At 44.1% G+C, this 24,025-nt stretch carries 15 protein-coding genes, 5 tRNA genes, 1 pseudogene and 1 CRISPR repeat array; of the genes and pseudogenes, 17 read left to right on the top strand and 4 right to left on the bottom strand.

Going from position 1 to position 24,025, the window contains the following annotated elements; genetic code table 11:
• Positions 1-135: 135 nt before the first annotated feature.
• From AB9H30_RS04575 to AB9H30_RS04535, 9 genes and pseudogenes are all read left to right on the top strand, one after another.
• A pseudogene (locus AB9H30_RS04575) lies at positions 136-213 on the top strand (IS6 family transposase); the annotation flags it as partial.
• Between the two features lie 287 nt (positions 214-500).
• Positions 501-1,346 carry a WYL domain-containing protein gene (locus tag AB9H30_RS04570; RefSeq protein WP_371193453.1) on the top strand — a complete coding sequence of 282 codons (846 nt, stop codon included), beginning with the start codon at positions 501-503 and terminating at the stop codon, positions 1,344-1,346.
• A gap of 139 nt (positions 1,347-1,485) precedes the next feature.
• On the top strand, positions 1,486-2,472 hold the full coding sequence (cas1f, locus tag AB9H30_RS04565; protein ID WP_371193452.1) for a type I-F CRISPR-associated endonuclease Cas1f: 987 nt from the start codon (positions 1,486-1,488) through the stop codon (positions 2,470-2,472).
• A complete protein-coding gene (gene cas3f / locus AB9H30_RS04560) occupies positions 2,469-5,804 on the top strand; it encodes a type I-F CRISPR-associated helicase Cas3f (RefSeq protein WP_371193451.1) in 3,336 nt (1,111 codons plus the stop codon). Before cas1f ends, cas3f begins: the two co-directional genes overlap by 4 nt.
• Entirely contained in the window at positions 5,797-7,098 is a 1,302-nt protein-coding gene (locus AB9H30_RS04555; RefSeq protein WP_371193450.1) for a type I-F CRISPR-associated protein Csy1, read from the top strand. Before cas3f ends, AB9H30_RS04555 begins: the two co-directional genes overlap by 8 nt.
• The gene (csy2, locus tag AB9H30_RS04550) at positions 7,095-8,006 is read left to right on the top strand and encodes a type I-F CRISPR-associated protein Csy2 (RefSeq protein ID WP_371193449.1); all 912 of its coding nucleotides are present in this window, start codon (positions 7,095-7,097) and stop codon (positions 8,004-8,006) included. The genes AB9H30_RS04555 and csy2 overlap by 4 nt, the downstream gene beginning before the upstream one ends.
• Positions 8,007-8,048: 42 nt before the next feature.
• Positions 8,049-9,086, top strand: coding sequence for a type I-F CRISPR-associated protein Csy3 (gene csy3, locus AB9H30_RS04545; RefSeq protein ID WP_371193448.1), 1,038 nt, complete (start codon positions 8,049-8,051; stop codon positions 9,084-9,086).
• A gap of 4 nt (positions 9,087-9,090) precedes the next feature.
• Positions 9,091-9,714 carry a type I-F CRISPR-associated endoribonuclease Cas6/Csy4 gene (gene cas6f / locus AB9H30_RS04540; protein ID WP_371193447.1) on the top strand — a complete coding sequence of 208 codons (624 nt, stop codon included), beginning with the start codon at positions 9,091-9,093 and terminating at the stop codon, positions 9,712-9,714.
• Between the two features lie 23 nt (positions 9,715-9,737).
• Entirely contained in the window at positions 9,738-10,382 is a 645-nt protein-coding gene (locus AB9H30_RS04535) for a hypothetical protein (RefSeq protein ID WP_371193446.1), read from the top strand.
• Between the two features lie 102 nt (positions 10,383-10,484).
• Here AB9H30_RS04535 and AB9H30_RS04530 read toward each other — a convergent pair whose 3' ends face one another.
• The 3 genes from AB9H30_RS04530 to AB9H30_RS04520 all read right to left on the bottom strand — a co-directional run bounded on the left by AB9H30_RS04530 (position 10,485) and on the right by AB9H30_RS04520 (position 16,163).
• A complete protein-coding gene (locus AB9H30_RS04530) occupies positions 10,485-10,640 on the bottom strand; it encodes a hypothetical protein (protein ID WP_371193445.1) in 156 nt (51 codons plus the stop codon).
• A gap of 162 nt (positions 10,641-10,802) precedes the next feature.
• Positions 10,803-15,270: direct repeats of the CRISPR family, unit length 28 nt; unit sequence GTTCACTGCCGCACAGGCAGCTTAGAAA.
• A gap of 631 nt (positions 15,271-15,901) precedes the next feature.
• Positions 15,902-15,977, bottom strand: a tRNA-Val gene (locus AB9H30_RS04525).
• 110 nt (positions 15,978-16,087) lie between these two features.
• A tRNA-Val gene (locus AB9H30_RS04520) sits at positions 16,088-16,163 on the bottom strand.
• 264 nt (positions 16,164-16,427) lie between these two features.
• On the opposite strand from AB9H30_RS04520, the gene gltX reads away from it, so the two are divergent.
• The 7 genes from gltX (at position 16,428) to AB9H30_RS04485 (ending at position 22,498) form a co-directional block, all read left to right on the top strand.
• Positions 16,428-17,837 (top strand): glutamate--tRNA ligase, encoded by a 1,410-nt coding sequence (gene gltX / locus AB9H30_RS04515; protein WP_371193444.1) that lies wholly within the window; start codon positions 16,428-16,430, stop codon positions 17,835-17,837.
• Between the two features lie 86 nt (positions 17,838-17,923).
• Positions 17,924-17,999, top strand: a tRNA-Ala gene (locus tag AB9H30_RS04510).
• A 212-nt stretch (positions 18,000-18,211) separates the two neighbouring features.
• Positions 18,212-18,287 (top strand) — tRNA-Glu (locus AB9H30_RS04505).
• Between the two features lie 237 nt (positions 18,288-18,524).
• Positions 18,525-18,600: transfer RNA gene (locus AB9H30_RS04500), tRNA-Glu, on the top strand.
• An 87-nt stretch (positions 18,601-18,687) separates the two neighbouring features.
• Positions 18,688-19,614 (top strand): tRNA-dihydrouridine synthase, encoded by a 927-nt coding sequence (locus AB9H30_RS04495; protein WP_371193443.1) that lies wholly within the window; start codon positions 18,688-18,690, stop codon positions 19,612-19,614.
• Positions 19,615-19,802: 188 nt separating this feature from the next.
• Positions 19,803-21,212, top strand: coding sequence for an amidohydrolase (locus tag AB9H30_RS04490; RefSeq protein WP_371193442.1), 1,410 nt, complete (start codon positions 19,803-19,805; stop codon positions 21,210-21,212).
• Positions 21,209-22,498 carry an amidohydrolase family protein gene (locus AB9H30_RS04485; RefSeq protein ID WP_371193441.1) on the top strand — a complete coding sequence of 430 codons (1,290 nt, stop codon included), beginning with the start codon at positions 21,209-21,211 and terminating at the stop codon, positions 22,496-22,498. The genes AB9H30_RS04490 and AB9H30_RS04485 overlap by 4 nt, the downstream gene beginning before the upstream one ends.
• 106 nt (positions 22,499-22,604) lie before the next feature.
• On the opposite strand, the gene AB9H30_RS04480 is transcribed toward AB9H30_RS04485, so the two are convergent.
• Positions 22,605-23,270: an arylesterase gene (locus AB9H30_RS04480; RefSeq protein WP_371193440.1), complete on the bottom strand. Its 666-nt coding sequence runs from the start codon at positions 23,268-23,270 to the stop codon at positions 22,605-22,607.
• 40 nt (positions 23,271-23,310) lie between these two features.
• Here AB9H30_RS04480 and AB9H30_RS04475 point away from each other — a divergent pair, with 40 nt between their 5' ends.
• On the top strand, positions 23,311-24,024 hold the full coding sequence (locus tag AB9H30_RS04475; protein ID WP_371193439.1) for an ABC transporter ATP-binding protein: 714 nt from the start codon (positions 23,311-23,313) through the stop codon (positions 24,022-24,024).
• Position 24,025: the final 1 nt, after the last annotated feature.

Raw genomic sequence — 24,025 nt, 5'->3', positions numbered from 1 at the left:
ATGGCCGAACCTTGGGAGAGAAATCAACGGCTGCATCCTGTACTTTCAACTCATCAACCTTATTCCAAATTGTGGGATAATCCGAGCATAAAAAACAACAAAATGTAATCCGGAGATCGCTACCGATCTCAGGTCATTGGCCATGCTGTATGGCTTTACCATCGATTTCCCCTAAGTTTTCGAGATATCGAAGAGTTATTGGCAGCCAGAGGTTGTCAATAGCTTCAAATTAACAAATGTTACTGCAATATGGCACTACTAATTATCCTAATTGGGAAACTGTTATGACGTGGTTACTTTCACATAAAAGACTCGCAGACTAAGTTGAATGTACTTGTCGAGAAAAACTATACTTTGGCAAAAACTGCTAGATATTTAGGGGTAAACCCAAACATCTTAGGTCGTTGGATCAAAGATGCTTCTCATATGTAAAATCGAGTTGACCCGTCGGTAATTTTTTTACATAGTAAATGGGGCAAAAGATAAAAGGATGTTAATTAGTGAGAAAAGAACAAGCGGATGTTCACTTTCAACTCATTGAATTGCTGGCGTATTGGGAAGGGAGAGTTAATTCCACCGACATTATCAAGCATTTCTCAATTTCGGTAACACAAGCTAAGTTTTATCTAAAGTCTTATCGCGCACGTTGCCCCAGCAATATTTATTACGATAAAGTCTTAAAATGTTTTGTCCCAACCCAACAATTTTGTGCTCAGTTTATCAGTACACATGTACATGAATATTTAGAATGGGTAACCAACCATTCCACTACATCACCTAGCCAACTGCAACGAAATCGTCAACCAAGCTATACCCATTTAAGGGTTCCTCATCGTTCTGTTTCGCCTAACATAATGCGCGTAATTATTGCTGGTATTAAACAACAAAAGCGAGTTGATACTGAGTATGTATCACTTACATCACCAATGAATGAGGGGCGAATCATTCATCCACATACCTTGGTTAAAACTGGTTTGCGTTGGCATCTTCGCGCTTACTGCGAAGAAAAGAAAGAACACCGAGATTTTGTACTAAGCCGTTTTCGTGGCGATCTCAGCCTGCTAGAAGGTGATGTAGTAACCGCAGATAAAGATACTTTATGGAACAAACCCGTAGACCTTATTTTTATAGCTAATCAACGCCTCAGCAACGAGCAAAAAGAAATCGTTGAACAAGACTACAACATGCAAAATGGGCAACTTCTTATTAAAACGACCGCTGCGCTTGCTCAATATGTTGTGCAAGAAATGCAGGTTAGCACCAAATATTTTGATATTACGCCTGAGGCGCAGCAATTGGAGCTAGCTAACTTAGTTGACGTAAAACAATGGTTGTTCAATGCCTGAAAGGTATAAAACAACCAGAATACGGCAACTAAGTTTACTGATTATATTTCAGGCATTGTTGTGTGAAAATTTTTAGCCCAAGATAGTTGAATTAAAAAACGCTAGTAAAAAAAGATGTTAAAAGGATTAGCACCAAAAAATGAAAGACTTGTCACCGTCAGACTTAAAAACTATCTTGCACTCCAAACGAGCTAATTTGTATTACCTCGAATATTGTCGCGTAATGCAAAAAGACGGGCGAGTACTTTATTTAACGGAGGCTAAAGATGAAAACCAGTATTTCAACATACCTATCGCTAACACCACAGTGCTATTGCTGGGTAATGGTACCTCTATAACCCAAGCTGCTGTGCGCATGTTAGCCCAAGCAGGCGTATTGTTGGGGTTTGCGGGGGGTGGTGGCACTCCTCTATACATGGGCAACGAGATTGAATGGCTTACTCCGCAAAGCGAATATCGGCCCACGGAATATATTCAAAGATGGATGAGCTTTTGGTTTGACGATGATAAGCGCCTTAATGTAGCCAAACAATTCCAAGCCGCACGCATAGAGTATTTACAACGTGTATGGAGCAAAGATAAAGAATTAAAACAAGAGGGGTTTATCCTAAACGACAACAATATTGAGGCGGCATTAGCCACCTTTGAACAACGCACTACCTCAGCGAAAAAGTCAGCCGATTTACTACTTACCGAAGCACAACTCACCAAAGTGTTATATAAATTTGCCGCTAATAATACCGGCACTACTAATTTTAGCCGTCAGCATCAAGCCTCAGCAAAAAAAAATACCGATAAAGCCAACGACTTTCTCAATCATGGCAACTACTTAGCATATGGTTTGGCTGCAACCACCTTATGGGTGCTAGGCATTCCGCACGGCTTTGCGGTGATGCACGGTAAAACTCGCCGCGGAGCCTTGGTATTCGATATTGCCGATTTAATTAAAGATGCCATCGTTTTACCGTGGGCTTTTATTTGCGCCAAAGAAAATGCCACCGAGCAAGAATTTCGTCAACAAATTCTGCAAAAATTTACAGATCACAAAGCCTTAGATTTCATGTTTGATCAGGTAAAAAAGGTAGCGCTACAAGGTAAAAACGAGCAAGAGGTAGCTATTCTATGATGGTTACTTTTGTCAGTCAGTGCGAAAAAAATGCTCTCAAAAAAACACGCAGAGTGTTAGATGCCTTTGCCGACCGAATAGGCGATAACACCTGGCAAACCGTGATCACCGAAGATGGCTTATTAACTGTTAAAAAAATGCTGCGCCAAACCGCTAGTAAAAGCACAGCGGTTAGTTGCCACTGGATACGCAGCCGCGCCAGAAGCCAGTTTTTGTGGGTAGTGGGGAATAGACGCAAGTTTAATGAACTAGGAGTAGTGCCGGTTAATAGCACGGCTAAAAAAATCCAACTAACAGAAAGTAGTTGGGAGTATTTGCAGTTAATACGAGCGTTAACTGCAGTGGCTGCACTGCTACATGACTGGGGTAAAGCGACTAAAATTTTTCAGGATAAATTGAAACCCGAGCATCAGGTTGCATCAGGAGATCCAATTCGGCATGAGTGGATTTCATGTATATTGCTTGATGCGTTTATTCGGCATTGTGCGGCGAATAAGCAATATTGGTTGCATCAACTGGCGCAAGGCAAAATATGCGGGAGATCGCTTGAAAAACTTGTACCTTCAAAACCAGAAAAACTTTTTGTCGATCATGATGCTGTTGCTCAACTGTTGATGTGGCTGATCGTTTCACACCACCGTTTACCCTTGCCTAATGCGGCAGAAAAAAACATTGCACACTTTAAAGAAGTTAATGCCAGTTTGATTGCTGAATGCTTGCACCAAATAACTCAAGCTTGGGGATACGAAAATCGCAAAGATGAGAATCAGTTTGCTGAGCGAGTTGCTGGATGTTTTGAATTTCCTAATGGTTTGATGACAGAATCCAGTTGGTGGCTAAAAGATCTCAAGCGCTGGGCGGCAAAACTTGAAACGTTAGCACCACAAATTAAAGGGCTGCTGCAAAATAACGGAATCCGTTTGGTACTTCATCATGCACGTTTATGTTTAATGCTCGGTGATCATCATTATTCATCTCAGCCACAAAACCCAAAATGGCGCACGCCTGTAAAGTTGTTTGCTAATACCGACAGAAAAACCCGGCAACTAAAACAAAAGCTGGATGAACATCTAGTAGGAGTGAAAAAGCATGCACTTAATGTGGTTAACTTGCTACCCATTATTCAGCGATTGGAACAGGAAGAGGCCACGGCAGTGTTTGAGAATGCGGCACTGCGCAAACAGAGCCTGGGAGATTTCGCCTGGCAACAAAAAGCGGTCAATTGTATTGCCAAGTTTAAAAAACATGAAACATTAACCGGTGCGTTTATCGTTAATATGGCAAGTACTGGTTGTGGTAAGACTTTTGCAAACGCCAAAATTATGCAGGCTTTGTCCCCAGAAGGTAATAGTTTGCGTTATGTGCTTGCGCTGGGACTGCGCACTCTCACTTTACAAACCGGAGACGAATACCGTGACCGTGTCGGCTTGAGTAGTGATGAATTGGCCGTGTTAATCGGTTCTAAGGCGGTAAGTGAATTACACAACCAAGGAAAAGCACAATCGAATATAGAACCGCACGAACGCAGTTTTGAGGAGGCCGGTTCCGAATCCTTAGAAACATTACTCGACAATGACATTGATTTTAGCGGTGTGTTACCCGAAGGCACTTTCAGTACGGTGCTAACCGATGAGCGTGCCAGAAAGTTCTTATATGCACCGGTGTTAGCATGCACCATTGATCATATGATGGGAGCAACGGAAACCAAGCGTGGTGGGCGTTATATATTACCCAGCCTGCGCTTGTTATCTTCGGATTTGGTGATAGATGAGGTGGATGATTTTAGTGGAGAAGACCTAGCGGCTATTGGCCGTTTAGTGCACTTGGCCGGTATGCTAGGTCGAAAAGTCATGATCTCATCGGCCACTATTCCTCCAGCCTTGGCGGCAGGCTTTTTTAATGCTTACCGTTTGGGATGGCAGTTATTTGGTCAAAGTCAAAATCAGTCTGTGTCTGTCTGCAGTATTTGGGTCGATGAATTTCACTCTGATGCAGTGAAAATAAGCAATAATGAAAGTGGTTTAGCGCAATATGTCAAAATTCATGGCCAATTCATTCAGAAACGCGTGAGCAACCTGGCGAAGCAACCCGCTAAACGAAAAGCCAATATTGTTGCGTGTGAATTGTGTTCTGACGAGCATGCGACTGCTGCGAATCCCAAACAATGGCAATATTTTAATACTATTTTGCAAGCAGCTTTAGACAAACATAATGGACACAATACACTAGATGTGGTGAGTCGAAAGCAGGTTTCATTTGGTGTTATTCGTGTCGCCAATATTCCCACTTGTGTTGAGCTCACACGGTTTTTATTAAGTGAACCATTGCCGGAAAATACCGATATTCGAGTCATGGCTTACCACAGTCAGCAAGTATTGTTAATGCGCCACGCGCAGGAACGGCATTTAGATTTGGTGTTAAAACGAAAAGAACCAAAGGGGGCACAACCTCAGGCATTTTCCCATCCAGTTATTCGGGAACATATAGATAATTCAACCGCCATACATTTTCTGTTTATTCTGGTCGCGACTCCTGTAGAGGAAGTTGGGCGAGACCATGATTTTGATTGGGCAGTAGTGGAGCCTTCGTCTTATCGCTCGATCATTCAATTAGCCGGGCGGGTGCGCCGTCATCGCGCAGGCGAAGTAAGCAGTCCGAATGTGGGATTGTTGCAATACAACTGGAAGGCTTTCAGAGAAAGCGACCAAAAAGGCCCGTATTTTGTTAGGCCAGGCTATGAAGAAAAACCTTTACCCAATCATGATGTGAGGCAATTGCTTGACGTGCAATCATTGGCAGAGCGTTTGGATGCTGTGCCTCGAATTCAAGAACCAACAAAGCATACGATGGATCAGCTTTTTGCCGGAATAGAGCATAAAGCAACCAAGCAATTACTCACCCAATATAACCACATTCAAGCCAATAATATCCAGGGTTACTTGCAACACGCGTGGTGGCTAACTGCCTTGCCGCAAACTTTCCAAGCATTCCGTCGTTCAATAAAAGCGACCAACTTATTCTATGTGTGGGATAAACAAATACAGCGCTTTTATTGGGCAGAAAAAGACGATGATGAACGGCCAGTTAACCGTGAATTGCAACTCGGCATTAAAACCGTTGAATTAAACCCAGAGCAAAATGTACGTCTTTGGTTACAACGAGATTACGAACTTTTTTTAATCGAACAGGCAAACAAGAGCAATAGCCGCATAGCGCAGTTGAGTCTGCGCTATGGTGAGTTGAATTTAACGATTTATAACGAAAACGATAGGTTTGAGTACAGCCCGCAATTGGGGATGTACAAAGTTAATAAGGGAGGAAGAGATGATTGATCCAGCCATTTTTAAATTTTTTGAAGATCAAAAGGGCGCCTGGCTAGCTGAAAATGCTAAAAAAATGGAGGGTGAAGAACTCGCGCAAAAAAAAGAAGAATGCGATGCCATTTTTGATACAACAGCTTGGTTAACTGCAAATGCGCCTAAAGCTAGGAGCCGAGCTATGACTACACATCCAAGTAAATTTAGCCACCCTGATACAGGCGTTGGCAAAACAAATATTAAAAGGGAGACCTATGTAACACCCGTCATATTTGCCGGGGAAATGAAGACTGACGGGCTGTTAAAAACAGGGAATGTCGCAGGTTGTGATATTGATTCAGTAGGTGATGCCGGCGCATTGAAAATTGAGTCTTTTTTAAAAACTAAACTTAGTTCCGATGGCAGGTTATTGGTTGATCACTTACTTGATGAAAGCAAAGCCGCCAACGAGTTATACGAATACTCCAAGCTTGATCGTGAGTGGTTGAAAAGTAATTTGTTAGCCGGAGTGAGTAAGGCAACCGCTGATACGACTATTACTAATTCACGCATAAAACAAGTGTACTTTCCTGTGGAGGATAACTACCACCAACTATCAATCTTAACTAATTCCGGTTTGCTTTTTGAATTACGTAAACGCCTGGATGAGATGCGCTTTGGTGCTGAAGCAAAAGCCAAACGTGAGTTAAAAAAGAAGGGGGAATATAGCGAGCAGGGTTACCGCGAAATTTATGGCCTTACTACTATAGGTTATGGTGGTTCTAAGTCATTGAATATCAGCGCCCTAAACAATCAGTACAATGGTAAAGCTTATTTGCTCGCCTGTGTACCACCGTCATTGACGATCCGTGACGTACGCTTTCCTAAACATAATTTCTTTACAGAATCACTGAATTACCGCCAGTTTAAAGATTTGTTTGAGAATTTACACAAGGTAATGAAAATCGAGCTGGGCGGTAATATCTCACGGCAAAAACTGTTAACCGCCCGTGACAATTGCATAGAATCCTTGGTGCTTAAAATTATGGATGCCGTTTACTTAATGCGCCAAGCATCAACTGAGCAGTATCGTGAATCATCTAGCTTAGCGGCAGCACAAGTGGCTTGGTTGTGCGCAGATAAAGCAGATGAGCGAGAAAACAGCGACCTGTGGTTAGAAGATATTATTCACGACTGTACTCGCTGGTTAAATAATGCCTATGCCAAGCTGTTAGGTGAAAAGCAAATTTTGCTTGGCAATCAGGAGTTTTTGGAAATTAAAAAACTCATTGAAAAATGGGTAGCTGATAACAGGGAGTTTTTAAGATGAGCAGTTTAAAACGTTTATTAATTATCCCGCGTATTCAGGTGCAAAATGCCAATGCACTATCCAGCCCTTTTACTATTGGTTTCCCGGCAATGACGGCTTGGCTAGGTGCGGTACATACCTTGCAACGTAAATTACAACAAACTGGATTTGCAGGGATTCAGTTTAGTGCTGTTGGCGTGGTCTCGCATCAGTTTGACTTACAAACCCATCGCCATAAAGGCGACTTTGTCACCTCAATAATTGGTACTGGCAACCCACTTGACAAAGAAGGTAATCGCCCCTCTTTTATTGAAGAAGCGCGGGCGCACTTAACGGCATCTTTAATAATTGAATATACAGGGCTAGACGCTGACGATAAAGGCCGCGCGTTAAACCAAATTAACAAATTGGTTCAGAGCCAACTAAAAATAGCCGGTGGCGATATTCTGGCCTTTGAACAAGCGTATTTTACCAATACAGAAAACACGACAGATACGCAAAAAGTATTGCGTAAACTGATGCCCGGTTATGTGTTGCTTGAACGCCGTGAGCTGATGCAAGCAACAATGGCAAATGGTAAGGATGCCTTAGAGGCCTTAATTGACTACCTAGTCATACATCAGAGTTGCAGCAAAATTGATGAAAAAGTGCACTGGACCAGCGCCCGTAAACAAAAGGGCTGGCTAGTGCCGATAGCCGTTGGTTTTCAAGGAGTTAGCCCCGTAGGGCAAGCGCTTAATCAACGCGATACCGATACCCCACACCGCTTCGCAGAAGCGGTTGTGACGCTAGGTGAGTTCAGAATGGCGCACCATATTACAGAAATTGAAACCCTGTTATGGAGCTACCAAACCGACTTAGAAAACCATTTGTACCTTTGTGAGACTCGAACAGCAGAAATGCCTGATGATCTATCTACTTACTTTTAATTTTAACGCGACATTTATCTGATTTTTATAAGGAAACTAATCATGGCTAAAAATAAAAACGCAATTGCATCTGTTCTTTCTTTTGAGAAAAAGCTAGTGCCGTCCGATGGTTATCTGTACGGAACAACCTGGGAAAGTCGTAATGAAGTGACGGCTTTAACCTTAACTGAAAAATCTGTTCGTGGTACGATCTCTAATCGCGAAAAGCCAGCAGTTGCAAATGACCCTCTCAAATTAAATGCCAAAATTGAAAAGCCTAACTTACAGCGTGTCGATTCATGTTCATTATTACCCTACCAAGACACCCTTAAATTGCAATTTACATTAAAAATATTGGGCGGCGTACAAAAACCTTCGGCCTGTAATAACGCAGATTTTAAACAAAGTTATGGCGTTGCAGTTGCAAGTTACATTCAGCAGCATGGGTTTGTTGAGTTGGCAAAACGCTATGCAACCAATATTGCCAATGCCCGTTTTTTATGGCGTAACCGTGTTGGCGCTGAATATCTTCTTGTGCAGGTGAATGCCTTAAATGAAGATTCTAAACAAAGCTGGGAGTTTGATGCGACCCAAATCCCACTGCGTAATTTTAGTTATCAAAGCGACGACATCACGAGCTTGTCCAAACGCATCGCAGACACTCTGGCTAGCGAAGACCAGTTTTTAATGCTGGAAGTGATTTGTTTTGCCAAAGTGGGCAAGGCACAAGAAGTTTACCCTAGCGAGGAATTGGTACTGGATAAAAGCAATTCCAAAGAAAAGAAAAGCAAAATTCTGTATAGCAATAACGGCATAGCGGCTATGCATACTCAGAAAATCGGCAACGCCTTGCGCACTGTTGATACTTGGTATCCTGAATTTTCTGATCCTGAAACCAGTGCGGGCCCGATTGCAATCGAACCCTATGGTGCAGTAACCAATTTAGGTAAAGCTTTTCGCACACCCAAAGACAAGCAAGACTTTTACAGCTTTTTTGATGCCTTTGCTTTAGGTGAAAAATTAGCAAGAGTGGAAGATGAACATTATGTAATGGCAACGTTAATTCGCGGTGGCGTATTCGGAGCAAGTGACAAGGAGTAATCCCATGAAACACTATCTCGATATAACCCTTTTGCCAGATGCTGAAGCCAATCTTGGCTTTCTTTGGCAAAAGGTATTCCAGCAAGTGCACATTGCTTTGGCGGACAATAAAGTGAGTGAACGAGAATCGGCTGTTGCCATTTCTATTGTTTGTTACGGTGATAAAAATTTTCCATTGGGAAATAAGCTGCGTTTATTTGCCACCAATGAAGAACAATTGCATAAAATTAATGTTGGAAAGTGGTTGGCACGCTTAACAGATTATTGTCACATTTCGTCGGTAAAATCAGTACCTAGCAATGTCGGTCAGTTTGCTTGTTTTAGACAAAAACGTATCAAAGGGCAGGGACGTTTAGAGTCGCAATTGCTGCGCAAAGCCAAACATATTTCTGAAAAATTTAATGTTGATTACAATAAGTGTTTAACTGAGCTAACAACAAAGCCTCAATTTGTTGAATCGACGTTGCCTTTTATTTACGTTGAAAGTCAGGAAACTAAAAAGCGCTTAGGTAGCGACGGACAATCGACATTTCCAATGTTTATTGACCGCGAACTCAGCAATCAGCCTGTAGCCGGTAAGTTTGATTGTTATGGACTTTCCAAGACCGCCACAGTGCCTTGGTTTTAATTCAAAGGAAAAAGACCCTAAGCATGACGCCACATGAACTTAAACAACAGCTACGTGAGCAGCGTGATGGTATGGAGCAAAACCATGCTATGCGCTTGCATCGCGCATTAAGTTGGATGCTCTGTGCAGACAACTACTCAAACGATGATGATTTGGCTTTTGTTACGCTGTGGATTAGTTTTAATGCATGTTATAGCGCGGAAGAGCAAGATGGTTCGTTAAGTGATCGAAGTAGTTTTCGTCAGTTTTTAGAGCGTATTTGTGCTCAAGATACAGATAAACGAATTTATCATTTGCTATGGATGAACTATTCCAATTTTGTGCGTTCTGTAGTCAACAATCAGTTTTTATTTGGCCCATATTGGGAATGTCATCGTCGTGCCGAAAACTACTGGCGGCAGACATTTGAGAAAAACAAACGCGCAGCGATGCAAGCTCTAGCCAACGAGCGTGTTAGTGAATTATTAAGCATTGTGCTCGACCGGTTGTATGTATTACGAAACCAGATCATTCATGGTGGCGCAACGTATCAAAGCAAAGTAAATCGTGAGCAAGTGAAAAGCAGCAGACGCTTACTTGCCCAGTTAATGCCTGTGGTGATTGAAGTCATGCTGAATGACCAAAATACTAATTGGGGTGATATTCGTTTTCCGGTTATCAAGGCTTAGCAGTGTTTGAAAAGATTGGGATAACGATTTCGTTTATTTTTAATCGCCGGCCTAAATGATAGATTGATCGCCACATAGCTAGTATTAAATGTTACATGATACCTACGATAGTTCCGTTTTGGCATCAACGCTCAAATAAGCATTATTCACTTGGTATTTCGATTCGCCGCTGGTAGTAATAGATGAATTATTAGGCTGCGGAATATCTTCGCCACAGTTCAGCATGAATTTTACGTTTGCCGCTAGTAAAATCAGCATCTCACCAATCTGATATTAAGTAACTCTGAAAACCAATAAAAATCGCTCTTTAATAAACCATATTAAAATCATATAGTTACGCAAGTACTATAAAGTAAAGGTAAAAATGCAAATTTTTACCTATCTATCTGTTGAAACTTATTTTTTTGCCGTTACTCTATTGTTCACTGCCGCACAGGCAGCTTAGAAATCTAAGTTCTGCGCCTTCAAGGTCTGCGCCTTGTTCACTGCCGCACAGGCAGCTTAGAAATAAATAGAGCCTTATGAAAACACCTGCTGAACGTTCACTGCCGCACAGGCAGCTTAGAAATACACCATCGCCAAAGCTTTTGCGCTTAGCGAGTTCACTGCCGCACAGGCAGCTTAGAAATAAAGAAGCGCAAAGCCTAGTCAATTTGAATTGTTCACTGCCGCACAGGCAGCTTAGAAAAAGTATTCCGTTGTATTGGGTGAGAGGATAAGGTTCACTGCCGCACAGGCAGCTTAGAAAAGTAGTTGTACCAGATTGTGCAATAAACAACAGTTCACTGCCGCACAGGCAGCTTAGAAAAAAACCAAGTACTCCCACCTAAAGCACCTACTGTTCACTGCCGCACAGGCAGCTTAGAAAGCTTTTATATGCTTCCAAACCGCCATCTTCGTGTTCACTGCCGCACAGGCAGCTTAGAAATATTTGCATAACTTTTGACGTATATGTGACAGGTTCACTGCCGCACAGGCAGCTTAGAAATTGTCGAGTTATTGGTAATAATCTGCGTCGTTGTTCACTGCCGCACAGGCAGCTTAGAAAATGCCGACCGCGCCCGCTACTCTATTAAACGAGTTCACTGCCGCACAGGCAGCTTAGAAATGAACTGATTGATGCAATGGTATCGAAAAAGCGTTCACTGCCGCACAGGCAGCTTAGAAATGACTTATCATATTGAGCGATTTGCGCTTTAAGTTCACTGCCGCACAGGCAGCTTAGAAATGATGTGAAGGTGGGTGAAGTTATAATTGTTGGTTCACTGCCGCACAGGCAGCTTAGAAAGCTTGCGTTTTCTAGTTTCTTAGTCATTGGTTGTTCACTGCCGCACAGGCAGCTTAGAAATCAAAAAAACTGTCTAGTCCATGAACCTCTCTGTTCACTGCCGCACAGGCAGCTTAGAAAGCTAGCCTTTGCTCAGTCCAAGCGCATAAAAAGTTCACTGCCGCACAGGCAGCTTAGAAAACTAGTCACAGAAGCAAACACAAGCGCGTGGTGTTCACTGCCGCACAGGCAGCTTAGAAATGTGTAATAAGCCATGATAGCCAAATGCAAAGGTTCACTGCCGCACAGGCAGCTTAGAAAACGCAAGGCAGCACAGAATAAGTACGGTAACTGTTCACTGCCGCACAGGCAGCTTAGAAATCTACTGCATAGATAGTAGGTGAGTGAGTGTCGTTCACTGCCGCACAGGCAGCTTAGAAAACATCCTGCTCACAACGGTGTTTCATACGTCCGTTCACTGCCGCACAGGCAGCTTAGAAAAGTACGTGAGTCATTGGGGAGTTCAGGACGCTGTTCACTGCCGCACAGGCAGCTTAGAAATGCATAGGTTGGATGGAACAGAAGGCCAATCTGTTCACTGCCGCACAGGCAGCTTAGAAAACATGTCAATGGAGTTGAAAAGCCAGGTTGACGTTCACTGCCGCACAGGCAGCTTAGAAATGAAATGTATGAACAAGCAAGCTAAGGAGAAAGTTCACTGCCGCACAGGCAGCTTAGAAATCTTCAAGAGAGTCCTACGGAGATAGAAATTAGTTCACTGCCGCACAGGCAGCTTAGAAAATCAATGACAAAGCGTTTGGATGAAATTGTATGTTCACTGCCGCACAGGCAGCTTAGAAACTTTAATAGATGAGGTTGGAGAGGAGAATATTGTTCACTGCCGCACAGGCAGCTTAGAAAAACTGTTTTGATGCTAGGGTGTACAAGTTGAAGTTCACTGCCGCACAGGCAGCTTAGAAAATAACGGCTCTACCGAAACGCTAACAGTTAATGTTCACTGCCGCACAGGCAGCTTAGAAACTGTACAAACTCGACATCTTTAACTAAGTTTCGTTCACTGCCGCACAGGCAGCTTAGAAAGTCTGATAAACTCTGCCACTGAATAGGAACGCGTTCACTGCCGCACAGGCAGCTTAGAAATCTGGAAACACTGATAGGTATTCGTCTTCCTCGTTCACTGCCGCACAGGCAGCTTAGAAAGAGCGGGGTTATTCGCAAACCCTTCGTTGTTTGTTCACTGCCGCACAGGCAGCTTAGAAAACAATTGAAAAGCATCAGGCTTTTTGCGCCATGTTCACTGCCGCACAGGCAGCTTAGAAAATCAACTCCCATTTCTTGCAAGATTGTTTTTAGTTCACTGCCGCACAGGCAGCTTAGAAACTATCAAGTTCTCCCACGATGAATTCCCTGAGGTTCACTGCCGCACAGGCAGCTTAGAAATCTTCATACGCAGCTTGTAAAACTGGGTTACCGTTCACTGCCGCACAGGCAGCTTAGAAAAATCACTTTCAACATTCAGAACTCTCGCATATGTTCACTGCCGCACAGGCAGCTTAGAAATTACTTAAAGATTGATGATGAAGCGGTGAAAAGTTCACTGCCGCACAGGCAGCTTAGAAATGCGCAGCCTTGATATATTGTTATAATTAAACGTTCACTGCCGCACAGGCAGCTTAGAAAACTTGGCGCACCATCAATCACCTGCTTTGCTTGTTCACTGCCGCACAGGCAGCTTAGAAATGCAAAGATATTTTATTCAAAGCTGATGACGAGTTCACTGCCGCACAGGCAGCTTAGAAAACACAAAGCGATGGGTAGAAGTCGTGCTGAGAGTTCACTGCCGCACAGGCAGCTTAGAAAGCACTTGCCCGCAGCATTGAAAACCCAAAAGAGTTCACTGCCGCACAGGCAGCTTAGAAAAGTGGGTGTAAGGGCATTTATTGCCGCGCTGCGTTCACTGCCGCACAGGCAGCTTAGAAAATAGACCCAGACCTACGCAAATCAGGCGTATGGTTCACTGCCGCACAGGCAGCTTAGAAACAATATTTGGTTTATTAAACCACTTTATAACTGTTCACTGCCGCACAGGCAGCTTAGAAAGTTGGCGCGACTGAGGCTACACCGACACCTCAGTTCACTGCCGCACAGGCAGCTTAGAAATGTAGAAACCCTGTACCAAAAGCATCCAACCCGTTCACTGCCGCACAGGCAGCTTAGAAAGCTAAAAAAGATGAGTGTGTATTACTTATAAAGTTCACTGCCGCACAGGCAGCTTAGAAATATACGACAAGCCGCACTCTTTGAGCGGTTTCGTTCACTGCCGCACAGGCAGCTTAGAAATAATATGACGTTTACCGCCAAATCCTGAACAAGTTCACTGCCGCACAGGCAGCTTAGAAAATGTACCGCAAATTAGGCGAGATTGCAGGTGAGTTCACTGCCGCACAGGCAGCTTAGAAATTAGAGGCGCAAACCTTGAAGGCGCATACCTTGTTCACTGCCGCACAGGCAGCTTAGAAATTGACTTTTATAAGTTGGTCCAGCTTTTTATCGTTCACTGCCGCACAGGCAGCTTAGAAATGACAGATTAGGCGAGCGCGAATTTGGTAAGGGTTCACTGCCGCACAGGCAGCTTAGAAAATGATAAGGCGTCCAATTATCAGCCACAACAAGTTCACTGCCGCACAGGCAGCTTAGAAAATAAATTCGACTAACGTTAGTGGACGATTGCGGTTCACTGCCGCACAGGCAGCTTAGAAATATCGCCTGTTGTGTTGCCGATCATGAAATTAGTTCACTGCCGCACAGGCAGCTTAGAAAGGGCGCAGGTTATGTGCATTTTCCAATATCAGGTTCACTGCCGCACAGGCAGCTTAGAAAAATGACACATCTTCAAAACAATACCCATCGCCGTTCACTGCCGCACAGGCAGCTTAGAAAACCCTAAAGCCCCAATCAATAACTATCTCCATGTTCACTGCCGCACAGGCAGCTTAGAAAGATGTGCTTTGCGATAGTATGTAAAAATCATTGTTCACTGCCGCACAGGCAGCTTAGAAATTACGCTTAAAAGCGACCTACGCCCCATAAATGTTCACTGCCGCACAGGCAGCTTAGAAAGGGCGCGGTGATCTGTACGTCTTTGCCGATCTGTTCACTGCCGCACAGGCAGCTTAGAAACATCGAAACGGCTAGCCCTTTACCCGCTAGCTGTTCACTGCCGCACAGGCAGCTTAGAAAATTGCTCTACGCCGTCAACCTCTATTCGTAAAGTTCACTGCCGCACAGGCAGCTTAGAAATATGCGTCCCATGGTAGTGTCTCCGGTATTTTGTTCACTGCCGCACAGGCAGCTTAGAAATCGTTTGCAATAAATCCGATACTCATTGACGTGTTCACTGCCGCACAGGCAGCTTAGAAAAATTAAGCCTGGTATTAACCACGGCTCTATCCGTTCACTGCCGCACAGGCAGCTTAGAAAAAAACAAGAAGCATGGTCAATCGCTAAACGACGTTCATTGCCGCACAGGCAGCTTAGAAATATCAAGGGTGCTTTATAACTACGATTATACTGTTTACTGCCGCACAGGCAGTTTAAAAATCAATCAGTAGTAAGATTGGTGTTTTTAAAACGGTGTCTTTATTCAGAGCTTCTTATAGCCCATTGAGTCATTAATCTACCCCAAAAAGTTATATGTGAGACTTGAATTCACACAATAAGTTTTTAAGCCTGATCACCTTATGAATCTCTTTTCCGGATAGTTTCTAGCTTGTAGCAAAAATGAACTAAAGGACAGCTTATGCCTTGAAGCCACGAGTCAATTGAAGATGCTTTAATGGCTTCAATTTCTATTAGCTGGCGAGTAAAATCGAGAAAAAGTTACAACTGAAAACTTGTGCAAACAAGCTGAATGACAGAATTCTTAATTTGATAATCAGAAGAAAAAGAACGGTTTACTTGATCAATACCTGAGCATTTATGCTTCTGATAGCGAGGATTAAAAACACAGAATACACTTTTAAACCAATTTCACGTGTAAAATGGCGTACAAATAATAATGCGCTGGAAGCAAGGTATATCCTCGGTTAGAGAGAAACTGAATTACTGATATGCCAGATATTGGGCACGGATCCGGCGCAGATTCGCCACATTTTTTTAAAACAATACGCGAATTTGTCGGAGCAGAAACAATGTTGGTTTAAAAAAGTTCTTAAAAAAGAAGGGTAGGGGGTGGTGGACGCTACTGGGCTTGAACCAGTGACCCTCGCCTTGTAAGGGCGATGCTCTCCCAACTGAGCTAAGCGTCCGATGTATCTGATATGTTTGAAGAAAAAGTGGTGGACGTTACTGTGGTTCGTCACGGTGTGATTGAACCAGTCTCGCCCTGCACAACCTCTTCGCTTTTACAGAGAAAAAGTGGTGGACGCTACTGGGCTTGAACCAGTGACCCTCGCCTTGTAAGGGCGATGCTCTCCCAACTGAGCTAAGCGTCCACATTGTTTTACAATCAACACTTTCGGATATGTGATATCCGGCAAGTGGAGGCGTATTATAGAGTCGAGAGGTTGAGTGTCAATATCAAATGCAACAAAAAACCGTTGAGTGTGTGATTTTTCTGCAATTGCTGTGGTTTTTACAATAAATCGTTTAAAAATTAGTAAAACCCGCAAATATTCATCGCTAGATAGCACTGCAGTCTTTTTGTTGCCTCATTAAACCGTTAAACTACAGGACTAATTTTAGAGATAGGAAATTTCATGTCAGTTGTTACTCGTTTTGCGCCTAGCCCAACCGGTTATCTGCACGTTGGGGGGGCACGTACCGCTCTTTATTCATGGCTTTATGCAAGAAGCCAGGGCGGTAAGTTTGTGCTGCGTATTGAAGACACTGATATAGAACGTTCAACTGAGCAAGCCAAGCAAGCCATATTAGACGGGATGCAATGGCTAGGTTTGCATCACGACGAAGGGCCTTTTTATCAAACTCAACGCTTCGATACTTATAATCAGTACATCGATCAATTGCTCGAAAAAGGCTTAGCTTATAAGTGTTACATGAGTAGTGATGAGTTAAACGCGATTCGTGAAGAGCAAGAAAAAAACGGTGAAAAGCCGCGGTATCCGGGCACATGGAGAGACCGAACTGACTATCCTGAAAATCAGCCTTATGCAATACGCTTTAAAAACCCCAAAGAGGGTGAAGTGGTATTTAAAGACCACGTAAGGGGCGAAATTCATATTTCAAACAGTGAACTTGATGATTTAGTCATTCGTCGTTCAGACGGCGCGCCAACCTATAATTTTTGTGTGGTGATTGATGATTGGGAAATGGGTATTACTCATGTGGTGAGAGGCGAAGACCACATCAACAATACGCCGCGCCAAATCAATATTTTACAAGCTCTAGGGGCGCCTGTGCCGGAGTACGCTCATGTGTCGATGATATTAGGTGATGATGGCAAAAAGCTGTCTAAGCGTCATGGCGCGGTAAGCGTTATGCAATATCGCGATGATGGATTTTTACCTCAGGCGGTTCTGAATTATTTAGTACGCTTGGGTTGGTCACATGGCGACCAAGAAATATTTAGCCTTAACGAGATGATTGAGCATTTCAGTCTTGATCATATTAGCAAATCGGCGAGTGCCTTTAATACTGAAAAACTCGTTTGGCTCAATCAGCACTATATGAAAACTGAGCCAGCGTCTGATGTTGCCAAGCACGCGCTTTGGCATTTTCAAGAGCAAGGCATCGACATCAACAATGGACCATCTTTAGAGCAAGTGATTGCAGTGCAGGCCGAAAGAGTTGATACCTTAAAAGAGCTCGCCGAAATTAGTCGATATTTTTATGAAGACTTTGCAGAGTTTGATGCAAATGCTGCGAAAAAACACTTGCGTCCGGTGGCAAAAGAAAATCTGATTGCAGTAAGAGATGCACTCGCTGCCATGAACGAGTGGAGCGCGCACAATATTCAGCAAACGATAAACGCTACCGCTGAAAAACTGGGCGTTGGTATGGGAAAAGTAGGGATGCCATTGCGTGTTGCTGTAACAGGCTCGGGTAACTCTCCGTCACTTGATGTGACCCTTGAGTTGCTTGATCAATCCACAGTCGAACAAAGAATAAACAAAGCCATTGAATTTATTGAAAAACGGGAAAATTCTTAAAAAAAACCGTTGACATAAAGGGGGTGGATGCCTAGAATGCGCCCCGCTGTCACGGAACTGTAGCATTAGTTACGACTCCAAAGACTGGGGCCATAGCTCAGCTGGGAGAGCGCTTGCATGGCATGCAAGAGGTCGGCGGTTCGATCCCGCCTGGCTCCACCAAATTTCGTGCAGTAATAGTTTTAGGTTTAGATAGGGTAAGGTTAGTTTGGTCACTTCGGTGGTTGTGTTGAGAGACTTTGAATAAGGTCGCTCAGTTCGCAGGCTCACTTCGGTGGTTGTGTTGAGAGGCTTTAAATAAGGTCGCTCAGTTCGCAGGCTCACTTCGCCTTACAAAAAATCTGCAAAGCAGTGCTTTGCAAAACCGATTTTTTGTCCCCTTCGTCTAGAGGCCTAGGACACCGCCCTTTCACGGCGGTAACAGGGGTTCGAATCCCCTAGGGGACGCCATTTTCTCAGTGGTAATTGAGGCCTTGATAAAGGTAAAATATACAGTTCTAGGATCAGATAAGGTGAAGTAGTTTGATCACTTCGGTGGTTGATTTGAGAGACTTAAATAGGGTCGCTCAGTTCGCAGGCTCACTTCGGTGGTTGATTTGAGAGACTTTGAATAAGGTCGCTCAGTTCGCAGGCTCACTTCGCCTTACAAAAAATCTGCAAAGCAGTGCTTTGCAAAACCGATTTTTTGTCCCCTTCGTCTAGAGGCCTAGGACACCGCCCTTTCACGGCGGTAACAGGGGTTCGAATCCCCTAGGGGACGCCATATAAATAAACCAGCCTTGTGCTGGTTTTTTTATGTTTGTAATCTACACCTAAATACTCAGCTTAACATTCAGGTTATGTGCATATCATGAAAATATTCTTAGCGCCTATGGAGGGTGTCGTTGATCATCTGATGCGAGATATGCTCACGGCTATTGGCGGCTTTGACTTTTGTGTGACCGAATTTGTCAGAGTTGTTGAGCAACTGCATCCTAAACGCACTTTTTATAAAATCTGCCCCGAACTTCATCATCAAGGTTTCACACCCTCTGGTGTGCCTGTGCGTGTGCAGCTACTTGGACAGCATCCTCAGTGGTTGGCCGAAAACGCGATAAGGGCAGTTGAGCTAGGTTCCCATGGTGTCGATTTGAATTTTGGGTGTCCTGCAAAAACCGTCAATAAGAGCAAAGGCGGGGCGGTACTCTTAAAAGAGCCACAGGCACTATACGATATTGTAAAAGCAGTGCGAGACGCAGTTCCCGCTGAACACATTGTCAGCGCAAAAATACGCTTGGGCTTTGACGATACCTCCTTAGCTTTAGAAAACGCCGATGCTATCACCCAAGCCGGTGCGAATTTATTAACCGTACATGCTCGAACAAAAGTAGATGGCTACAAACCTCCGGCATACTGGGATTGGATTGCTAAAATTAAAGAAGTCACGCCCATTGCATTAATTGCCAATGGTGAAATATGGCACGCAGACGACGCGTTTAGATGCCAGCAGCAAAGCAATACTGAAGATATCATGCTTGGTCGGGGTGCCTTATCATTGCCGAACTTAGCAGCGTGTATCAAAGATGGTCAGGCGCCCATGCCTTGGTTAGAGGTTAAGGCGCTGCTGATTAAGTATTCAGGTTATGAAATCTTTGGTGACAAAGGCCGCTATTATCCCAACAGAATAAAACAATGGTTAGGCTATTTGCAGCGTGAATATACCCAAGCCAGTGTCTTGTTTCAGCAAATTCGCACGCTGCGTTCCTCAGATGAAATAGTCGAGGTGCTCAAATCTTAGTCAGGTTGTGTCTTTGATTGACGGTCACGAGCTTACATAAAGTGCATTCTAGTTCATATAAATTTACAGTCTTTAATCAATCATCAGAAAATAACGAATAAATTAACAGAATAAACCTTAAACTTAGTTGCAAGAATGGCAATAGCGTCTTACCCTTTATAGGATTTAAATTATTCTCAAGGAAAGCCATGCGCCCCAACCATAATAAAAAAATGGGTGTTGCTCTTGCTTTGTCGGTCATTCTGCTCGCAGGATGCAGTGACGACAAAGAAGCGCAGACGACACCCGCATATTCGAAAAGTAATCCCTTCCCAAGCACCTATCAACGCATCGAGTCAGCGCCTGTCGTGATTTCAAATGTCACGATTTTGGACGGTATTGGAAACGTCATTGAAGAAGGCGCTATTTTGCTGGAAGACGGCAAAATTACCAGTTTAGGCGATGACGTCTCAGTGCCATCAAATGCTATCGAAATTGACGGCACAGGAAAGTGGGTAACGCCGGGTATTATTGATAATCACAGCCATTTGGGAGTGTATCCTTCTCCGGGCACGCGTTCGCATTCCGATGGCAATGAAGCGACCAGTCCGGTGACTGCCGAGGTATGGGCTGAACACAGTATTTGGCCGCAAGATCCTGGCTTTCAACGCGCCCTTGCTGGTGGCGTTACTTCCCTGCAAATATTGCCGGGCTCCGCCAATTTATTCGGTGGGCGCAGTGTGACGGTTAAAAACTTGCCGAATCGCAGCATGCAGGATATGAAATTTCCAGAAGCACCTTACGGCATTAAAATGGCATGCGGTGAAAACCCCAAACGCGTATACGGTAGCAAAGGCGGTCCAATGACGCGTATGGCTAACGTGGCTGGCTATCGCAAGGCGTGGATAGAGGCACAAGAGTATCAAAAGAAATGGGCTGATTTTGACGCGGCGACTGAAGCCGGCACAGCGGGCGAGCCACCTAAGCGTGATTTACGCCTAGAAACTCTAGCAGGCGTATTAGACGGTGAAATTCTAGTGCACATGCATTGCTATCGTGCCGATGAAATGGCGGTAATGCTCGACGTGATGAAAGAGTTTGATTACCAAATCGGCACTTTTCATCATGCTGTAGAAGCTTACAAAATATCTGATAAATTAGCAGACAATAATGTATGTAGCGCAATGTGGGCCGATTGGTGGGGCTTTAAAATGGAAGCCTATGACGGTATTCGAGAAAACATCCCAATGGTGCATGCCGCAGGCGCTTGTGCAATTGTTCACTCAGACGACGACATTGGTATTCAGCGTTTAAACCAAGAAGCTGCAAAAGCATGGTCGGACGGCAAACGCGCCGGCATTGATATTAGCCAAGCCGACGCCTGGCAGTGGCTTTCTGCAAACCCTGCAAAGTCATTGGGTATTTTTGAGCACACCGGCTCGTTAGAAGAGGGTAAAAACGCAGACGTCGTATTATGGTCTGGCGACCCGTTCTCAACCTATACACAAGCTGAGAAAGTCTTTATTGATGGCGCGATGGTTTATGATCGCAGCAATCCTGCTAGCTGGGCAGTGAGTGATTTTGAATTAGGACAAATAGCGCAAGGAGATGCAAAATGAAGATGATGAAACATACCCTAACCGCTGTAATTAGCGCCTCATTAGTCGTATTTAGCGTCGCATCCAATGCCGAGAAAATTGCGATAACCGGCGCACAAATCCACACCATGGCCGCCGCAGGAATTATTGAAAACGGCACGCTACTGCTCGACAACGGCAAGATTCAACAGGTGCTTGATTCAAACACCGTGCCTGCTGGCTATCGTGAAATCGATGCACAAGGCAAGGTGGTAACGCCAGGCTTTATTGGTGCGCTTACCTCACTTGGTTTGCAAGAAGTCAGTTTGTCTGCGGGAATTGTTGATGCAAGGGTAGACGCTCACCCGGTTTCTTCAGTCGGCGCCGCTTACGACGTTCAGTTTGCAATTAACCCAGACTCAAGCTTAGTACCGATTACTCGCGTAGAGGGCTTTACACACGCTGTGACGGGTATTAGCCGCACAGGCCAACTGTTTAATGGACAGGGTGCTGTTATTAGCTTAGACGGCGAGTTCAATGCATTGGTAAAAGCTCACGCTTATATGCATGTAGATGTTGGTGAGAATGGGGCTGATAATAATGGTGAAAGTCGCGCGGCGATGTGGGTTGCTTTAAATCAGAGCTTTGACGAAGCCGTTTACGCTGAAAATACTGACTTAAGCCCATCAGAAGCTTGGGAAGGCATGATCACTCGTGCTGACGCAAAAGCCTTGATACCCGTATTAAAAGGTGAATTGCCGCTACTTGTGACGGCTAATCGAGCCACGGATATTTTGCAAGCACTCGCTTTAAAACAGCGTTATTCTTCGCTGAATTTAGTGCTAGTTAATGCTGTTGAGGGCTGGCGCGTGGCGAATCAAATCGCTGCAGCAAATGTACCAGTGATCTTAAATCCCGAAAATAATTTGCCCGGTGGTTTTGATCAACTTGGTGCAACCTTAGAGAATGCGGCGCGTTTACATAAAGCGGGCGTATTAATAGCGATTGGCATGGATACACATAATATTCGCCTAGCGCCGCAGCATGCGGGTAATGCGGTAGCCAATGGCTTGCCTCACGCGGCTGGTATTGCTTCTTTGAGCTTAAACATTGCTAAAATCTTTGGATTGACGGATACCTTAGGTAGCTTAGAGCCAGGTAAAGAAGCGAGTTTGGTGATTTGGTCAGGCGACCCATTAGAGGTGACGCAAGCCGCCGAGCAAGTCTTTATTAAAGGTGAATCAATGCCCATGACTTCTCGTCAAATTCAATTGCGTGATCGTTACTTAAATCGTGATGAGAGCAAACCGGTTGGATACATTCGCTAGATATTCGTAATCGAGTAAAATATCTGTAACTAAAAAACCCAGCGCATCGCTGGGTTTTTTTATGGGCTGCGCAAACATGCTCTTAAAGGCGGCTGTCTAAATAGGATTATCCTTCGACAATCAAGGCCGCTAATTTAGGCGCCATAAACTCAACGATCATAGGTTGTGCCTCTGCTGTGGGATGTATTCCATCGTTTTGCATTAGCTCGGGCTTAAGCCCAATTTCTTGCAAAAAGAAAGGCACCAGTGGGACCCCATATTCTGACGCTAACTCATGATAATTGTTTACAAAAAGTTCTAAGTATCTGCGTCCATAATTTGTCGGTATGAATATTTCTTGCAGTATCACTTCGATATTATTTTTTTCAGCTAACTCAATCATCTGGGCCAAGTTTTGTTTGATTTTTTTCGGGTTATGTCCTTGCAAACCATTATTGCCCCCTAGTTCAATGTACAAATGTGTAGGCTGATGCAGTTCGAGTAGTCTTGGCAATCGAGCAAGCCCTCCGTCAGTGGTGTCGCCACTAATAGCTGCATTAATAATTTTTATAGGCTGCTGCTTTTCATCCCAGTATTCTTGGAGCAAATACACCCAGCCCTGGGCAGATCTTAAGCCATATGCTGCACTTAAACTGTCGCCTAATACCAGCAATTTGTATTCTGTTACATTCTTGTCATATGTATTTGCCTGAATTTCCTGATCTGAATGGGCAATTAAAGGGAATAAAAGAGCAATAAAAAATATGCACTTAATCAGCGGGTATGAACGCATCTGGCGTTTGCTGCTTCTGTAGGATGAAAAAACTAACACTATGACCACGGCCTCTACAATTATTGAAACAAAAAGCTTGATAAAGAAAGTGACTACGAGTGAAGGCGAATTACAGATCCTTCAGCCCATCACGTTTAGCGTGAAACAGGGTGAATCTGTTGCCATTATAGGGGCCTCTGGGTCAGGTAAGTCAACATTACTTGGCTTACTTGCAGGATTAGACGAAGTCAGTGGAGGTCACATCTATCTAGATGGCGAATCCTTGCATAACATGGGTGAAGAAGAGCGCGCTCGCACGCGAGGTGAAAAAGTCGGCTTTATCTTTCAGAGCTTTATGTTAGTGCAAAGCTTGACGGCACTTGAAAACATCATGCTGCCCGCCGAGATCACCGGTATGAAAAATCCAAAGCAGCGCGCGCTGGAGATTTTGAAGCAAGTAGGCTTGGACCACCGCGCCAACCATTTCCCTAATCAACTGTCAGGCGGCGAACAACAGCGCGTTGCGATTGCGCGAGCATTTATTACTAATCCTAAAATTTTATTTGCAGATGAGCCCACCGGTAACCTAGATTCCAATAACTCACATAAAGTCGAAGAGCTACTGTTCAAGCTCAATCAAGAATCGGATACAACCTTGATACTCGTCACCCATGACGATGAGTTGGCGAGCCGCTGCGAGCGTCAGCTGCGCATGAGTGCTGGTGAGCTGCGCGAAGAAACGAAGCATCTTAAAGTGATTGCTGGGGGCGAATAAT

The sequence above is a fragment of the Glaciecola sp. SC05 genome (genome assembly GCF_041380235.1).
Classification (GTDB): domain Bacteria; phylum Pseudomonadota; class Gammaproteobacteria; order Enterobacterales; family Alteromonadaceae; genus Glaciecola.
The sequence above is the reverse complement of the archived record's forward strand: the minus strand, read 5'-3'. Positions and strand labels throughout refer to the sequence as shown.

Excerpts from the sequence above, each read along its gene's own strand:
- cas1f (WP_371193452.1), top strand. The coding sequence starts at position 1,486 with ATGAAAGACTTGTCACCGTCAGACTTAAAAACTATCTTGCACTCCAAA.
- cas3f (WP_371193451.1), top strand. The coding sequence starts at position 2,469 with ATGATGGTTACTTTTGTCAGTCAGTGCGAAAAAAATGCTCTCAAAAAA.
- AB9H30_RS04555 (WP_371193450.1), top strand. The coding sequence starts at position 5,797 with ATGATTGATCCAGCCATTTTTAAATTTTTTGAAGATCAAAAGGGCGCC.
- csy2 (WP_371193449.1), top strand. The coding sequence starts at position 7,095 with ATGAGCAGTTTAAAACGTTTATTAATTATCCCGCGTATTCAGGTGCAA.
- csy3 (WP_371193448.1), top strand. The coding sequence starts at position 8,049 with ATGGCTAAAAATAAAAACGCAATTGCATCTGTTCTTTCTTTTGAGAAA.
- cas6f (WP_371193447.1), top strand. The coding sequence starts at position 9,091 with ATGAAACACTATCTCGATATAACCCTTTTGCCAGATGCTGAAGCCAAT.
- AB9H30_RS04535 (WP_371193446.1), top strand. The coding sequence starts at position 9,738 with ATGACGCCACATGAACTTAAACAACAGCTACGTGAGCAGCGTGATGGT.
- AB9H30_RS04530 (WP_371193445.1), bottom strand. The coding sequence starts at position 10,640 with ATGCTGATTTTACTAGCGGCAAACGTAAAATTCATGCTGAACTGTGGC.
- gltX (WP_371193444.1), top strand. The coding sequence starts at position 16,428 with ATGTCAGTTGTTACTCGTTTTGCGCCTAGCCCAACCGGTTATCTGCAC.
- AB9H30_RS04495 (WP_371193443.1), top strand. The coding sequence starts at position 18,688 with ATGAAAATATTCTTAGCGCCTATGGAGGGTGTCGTTGATCATCTGATG.
- AB9H30_RS04490 (WP_371193442.1), top strand. The coding sequence starts at position 19,803 with ATGCGCCCCAACCATAATAAAAAAATGGGTGTTGCTCTTGCTTTGTCG.
- AB9H30_RS04485 (WP_371193441.1), top strand. The coding sequence starts at position 21,209 with ATGAAGATGATGAAACATACCCTAACCGCTGTAATTAGCGCCTCATTA.
- AB9H30_RS04480 (WP_371193440.1), bottom strand. The coding sequence starts at position 23,270 with ATGCGTTCATACCCGCTGATTAAGTGCATATTTTTTATTGCTCTTTTA.
- AB9H30_RS04475 (WP_371193439.1), top strand. The coding sequence starts at position 23,311 with ATGACCACGGCCTCTACAATTATTGAAACAAAAAGCTTGATAAAGAAA.